Annotated in this window: 6 protein-coding genes and 1 pseudogene; 4 read left to right on the top strand and 3 right to left on the bottom strand. The window is 69.4% G+C overall.

The annotated features are described in order from the left end of the window. On the bottom strand, positions 1 to 679 hold a 679-nt coding region (locus ACR2JA_RS11035; RefSeq protein ID WP_434009130.1), incomplete at its 3' end, for a CoA-binding protein. Positions 680 to 811: 132 nt separating this feature from the next. Next, positions 812 to 1,429, bottom strand: a complete 618-nt coding sequence (locus tag ACR2JA_RS11030; RefSeq protein ID WP_434009129.1) for a DUF502 domain-containing protein — start codon at positions 1,427 to 1,429, stop codon at positions 812 to 814. A gap of 106 nt (positions 1,430 to 1,535) precedes the next feature. Between ACR2JA_RS11030 and ACR2JA_RS11025 the strand changes: the two genes are divergently transcribed. Then, positions 1,536 to 1,865: a hypothetical protein gene (locus tag ACR2JA_RS11025; RefSeq protein ID WP_434009128.1), complete on the top strand. Its 330-nt coding sequence runs from the start codon at positions 1,536 to 1,538 to the stop codon at positions 1,863 to 1,865. 10 nt (positions 1,866 to 1,875) lie between these two features. Here the strand turns inward: ACR2JA_RS11025 and rsmI are convergent, their stop codons facing one another. Further along, the gene (gene rsmI, locus ACR2JA_RS11020; protein WP_434009127.1) at positions 1,876 to 2,787 is read right to left on the bottom strand and encodes a 16S rRNA (cytidine(1402)-2'-O)-methyltransferase; all 912 of its coding nucleotides are present in this window, start codon (positions 2,785 to 2,787) and stop codon (positions 1,876 to 1,878) included. Between rsmI and ACR2JA_RS11015 the strand changes: the two genes are divergently transcribed. From ACR2JA_RS11015 to ACR2JA_RS11005, 3 genes and pseudogenes are all read left to right on the top strand, one after another. Beyond that, complete coding sequence (locus ACR2JA_RS11015) at positions 2,786 to 3,202, top strand: YraN family protein (protein WP_434009126.1); 417 nt, start codon at positions 2,786 to 2,788, stop codon at positions 3,200 to 3,202. The two genes, rsmI and ACR2JA_RS11015, sit on opposite strands and share 2 nt — an antisense overlap. A gap of 28 nt (positions 3,203 to 3,230) precedes the next feature. Next, complete coding sequence (locus ACR2JA_RS11010; RefSeq protein WP_434009125.1) at positions 3,231 to 3,848, top strand: SIS domain-containing protein; 618 nt, start codon at positions 3,231 to 3,233, stop codon at positions 3,846 to 3,848. Beyond that, a pseudogene (locus ACR2JA_RS11005) lies at positions 3,848 to 4,099 on the top strand (BON domain-containing protein); the annotation flags it as partial. The gene ACR2JA_RS11010 and the pseudogene ACR2JA_RS11005, both read left to right, overlap by 1 nt.

Genomic DNA, 4,099 nt, shown 5'->3' with positions numbered 1-4,099 from the left:
GCAGTGACCCGCGCAGCGCCGGAGCGTGGGGGTTGGCTTCATCCACCGACTCGATATAGAGCAGGATGCCGCGCGTGTGCGGGTCGCTGCCCAGGTGGTCCAGCAGATCGCCGAAGTCCACGTCGGCGTGTTCGCCCAGCGAAACGAAGTGCGAGAAGCCGATGCCGCGCGCGGCCGCCCAGTCCAGCATGGCGGTGACCAGCGCGCCCGACTGCGACACAAAGGCCAGGTCGCCGGCCGATGCGCCGATGTGCGCGAAGCTGGCGTTCAGCCCCAGGCGCGGCACCAGTAGGCCGATGCAGTTGGGCCCGAGGATGCGCAGCGTGTGCACGCGGGCCGCGTCCAGCATGGCCTGCCGGGTGGTCTTGTCGAGCCCCGCGGTTACCACGATGGCCGCGCGCGTGCCGCGTTCACCCAGCTGCTCGATGAGCGGGACCACGGTGTCGGCCGGCGTGCAGATGACCGCCAGGTCGGGCGCCTCGGGCAGCGCCTTCACGCTGGCGTAGGCCTTCTCGCCATCGAGCGTGCGGTGCCTGGGGTTGACCGGGTAGAGCCGGCCGGTGAACTGCCCGTGCAGGTTGCGCCAGACCGTGGTACCGACGCGGCCGGGGCGCTCCGAAGCGCCGAACACCGCCACCGAGGCCGGGGCAAAAAGCTTGTCGAGGTGGCGGATGCTCATGGGGGCGTTCCTCTTTTCACAACCCGTTCAGCGGCGGAGCTTGGGGTCCACGTGCCAGCCGCCGGGCCGCCCCCAAGGCAGGCCCAGCCCCCTTGGGGAGCAGCGACCCGCGCAGCGGTGGAGCGTGGGGGCTCATTTTTTCCCGGAACTCATGAAGGCGATCAGCGCCATGCGCATGGCTTCCTCCACCGACATGTCCACCGGCGTGGTCCAGCTGCGCGGCACGAACACGGTGTAGCCGCCGATCATGTAGCCCATGGGCAGGTAGACGGCGACCTGGTCTTCCAGCTCGCCCAACCCTTTGGGCAGGCCCTTCATGCTCTGGCGCGTGACCAGGCCCACGGTGCTCAGCTCGTGCCCCGGCATCTTGAGCAGCACGACCTGCTGCGCGTCCTGTTCGTGGGGCGCGAAGTAGTCGGCGAAGTTCTTGAGCGACGAGTAAATGCTCTTGACCACCGGCAGGTTGGTGAAGGGCAGTTCCACATACGACAGCAGGCGCTTGGTGGCGGGCAGCGACACCAGCAGACCCAGCGCGAGGATCAGCACCGCGCCCAGCGCGATGCCCAGACCGGGCAGGTAAAAGTCGCCAGTGACGGGCCGCAGCATCGCCATGGCGGTGCGTTCGGTCCAGGTGACGAACAGGACCAGCACGTAGACCGTGATGGCCAGTGGCAGGAAGGTGATGAGGCCGCGGAAAAAGTACTGCGACAGGCGCTTGAGAGGGGGTTCGGGCGGGGGCTGGGGGATCATGCTTTCAGCATAGCAGCGCGCTGCTTGCAAAGGGTGACAATGGCCCCATCTGCTGACCTTCAACTCTTTGCCGGGAACGGAAGCGCTGCATCCGTATCCCAACCGAATGAATCCGATCCTCGACATTGTTTCCCGCGCGCTGCGCGCGGTGCTCAAGCTGGTGCTGGTGCTCGCCGCCACGGTGTTCGTGGTCAGCTTTTTGCTGGCCGCCTTGTTGGTGGTGCTGCTGGTGTCGCTCTGGTCCCTGGTCACCGGGCGCAAGCCCGCGCCAGTGGTGATGTTCAGCCGCATGCGCGAACAGTCGCAGCGTTACACCCAGGGCGTGTGGCCCGGCCGTGGCCAGCCGCCGGGTGATGTGGTCGACGTGGAAGTGACCGAGGTGCGCGAAGCGGGTGATCGCGGCGCTGCGCCGCTCCCCGTCGAACGCTTGCGCTGAGCGGCAGGCTTCAGTCTGCGGCACCGCGCCGCTGCAGGGCGGCCTGGTAGAGCGCATTGCGTGGCTGGCCGGTGATCTCGGCACACAGCTTCACGGCGGTTTTCACCGGCAGCTCGGCCAGCAGCAGGTCCAGCGTGTGCAGCGTGGCGGCATCCATCGCGTCCTCCGCAGCGTCTGCACGGGCCGGGTGCACCAGCAACACGAATTCCCCGCGGGTGCGGTGCGCACTGGCCTGCAGCCAGGCGGGCAGTTCGGCCGCCGGCAACTGTGCGACTTCTTCAAACTGCTTGGTCAGCTCACGGCCCACGGTCAGCGGGCGCTCGCCCAGCGCGGCCAGGTCGCGCGCCAGGGCTTCGATGCGGTGCGGCGCTTCCAGCAGCACGCAGGCGCGCGGGTCGGCGGCGATGGCCTGCACCTCGCGCTGGCGCTCGGTGGCCTTGGGCGAGAGGAAGCCGGTGAACACGAAGCGACCGTCGTGCCCCCCGGTGCCGGCCACGCTCAGCAGCGCGGTGATGCTGCTGGCCCCGGGCAGCGGCACGGCGCGCAGGCCGGCGGCCACCACGGCCGCGCACAGGCGCGCACCGGGGTCGCTCACGCCGGGTGTGCCCGCGTCGCTCACGTAGGCCACGCGCTGGCCTTCGCGCAGGCGCTGCACCACGGTCTGCGCGGCTTCGGCTTCGTTGTGTTCGTGCAGGGCCAGCAGCGGCTTGTGCAGGCCATAGCCTTGCATCAGGCCAGCGGTGTGGCGCGTGTCCTCGCAGGCCACGGTGTCGGCCAGGTGCAGCACCTGCAGCGCGCGCAGCGAAATGTCGGCCAGGTTGCCAATGGGCGTGGCCACCATGTAGAGCGTGCCCTGCGGATAATGCTGCTGGCCCGCCAGCTCGTGCGCGGCGGTCAACAGGGATGGAGTGCTGGCAGACATGTGGAACTTCCGGAAACAGGCGCCGCAGGGGACGACCAAACAGCGCGGCGATGCCGCCGAAGACGTGGCGCTGGACCACCTGCAACGCCAGGGTCTGCGGCTGGTGCAGCGCAATTTCAAGACGCCGGGGCGCGGCGGTGGGGAGGTCGATCTGATTATGCGGGAGCGCGACGGCACGCTGGTCTTCGTCGAGGTGCGCCAGCGCGCCAGCGCCTCGCGCGGCGGGGCTGGCGGCAGCGTCACGCCGCTCAAGCAGCGGCGCATCGTGCTGGCGGCGCGGCACTTTTTGCTGCGGCTCGGATCAGAGCCGCCATGCCGTTTCGATGTGGTCCTCATCGAAGGCGCTCTGGACGCCGCGCCAGGGCCCGCCGTGCAATGGTTGCGTGCTGCATTTGATGCAGCTGCCACGTCTTGATACACCCCCCGCCGCTATCATCGCCCCCATGCTCCTGCAACGTATCCAACAACAGTTCATCGACAGCGCCGATCTCAAGTACCAGTGCGCGCAGAGCCTCGCGCCCACCGTGGAGGCCGCCACCCAGGCGGTGCTGGCCAGCGTCACTGGCGGGGGCAAGGTGCTGGCCTGCGGCAACGGCGCCTCGGCCGCCGCGGCCCAGCATTTCGCCGCCAGCTTCATTGGCCGCTACGAACGCGAGCGGCCCGAGCTGGCGGCCATGTCGCTCTCGGCCGATGCGGCCGTGCTCTCGGGCATCGCCAACGACTTCGACGCCCGTGCCGTGTACGCACGCCAGGTGCGGGCGCTGGGCCACGCGGGCGATGTGCTGCTGGCCCTGTCCACCAGTGGCAATTCGGCCAACATGGTGGCGGCGGTGGAAGCGGCCCACGAACGCGACATGACCGTGGTGGCCCTGACCGGCGCCCGCGGCGGCCGCCTGGCGCAACTGCTGCGCGACACCGATGTGCAGGTGTGCGTGCCGCACGAGGTGCCGGCCCGGATTCTGGAGGTGCACCACCTGGTGCTGCACTGCATTTGCGACGGTGTGGACGCCCAGCTGCTGGGCCTGCCCGACGCACCCCCCAACGAACAGGAGAACCCCTGATGATCCGTTCCGCTTCCCTGGCCCGTCTGGTGGCCCTGTCCCTGGGCGCTGCCACCGTCGTGGTGTCGCTGTCGGCCTGCGCGCCGCTGATGATCGGCAGCGCCGTGGGTGGCGCCATGGTGGCCACCGACCGCCGCACCTCGGGCGCGCAGCTGGAAGACCAGGGCATTGAATTGCGCGCCTCCAACCGCCTGCGCGACCAGCTGGGCGAGCGCGGCAACGTGAGCGTGACCAGCTACAACCGCCAGGTG

Source organism: Hydrogenophaga sp. (genome assembly GCF_051007235.1).
GTDB lineage: Bacteria > Pseudomonadota > Gammaproteobacteria > Burkholderiales > Burkholderiaceae_C > Hydrogenophaga.
The sequence above is the reverse complement of the archived record's forward strand: the minus strand, read 5'-3'. Positions and strand labels throughout refer to the sequence as shown.

Bases quoted from the DNA above. Each gene is read 5' to 3' on its own strand.
- ACR2JA_RS11030 (WP_434009129.1), bottom strand. From the start codon at position 1,429: ATGATCCCCCAGCCCCCGCCCGAACCCCCTCTCAAGCGCCTGTCGCAG.
- ACR2JA_RS11025 (WP_434009128.1), top strand. From the start codon at position 1,536: ATGAATCCGATCCTCGACATTGTTTCCCGCGCGCTGCGCGCGGTGCTC.
- ACR2JA_RS11015 (WP_434009126.1), top strand. From the start codon at position 2,786: ATGTGGAACTTCCGGAAACAGGCGCCGCAGGGGACGACCAAACAGCGC.
- rsmI (WP_434009127.1), bottom strand. From the start codon at position 2,787: ATGTCTGCCAGCACTCCATCCCTGTTGACCGCCGCGCACGAGCTGGCG.
- ACR2JA_RS11010 (WP_434009125.1), top strand. From the start codon at position 3,231: ATGCTCCTGCAACGTATCCAACAACAGTTCATCGACAGCGCCGATCTC.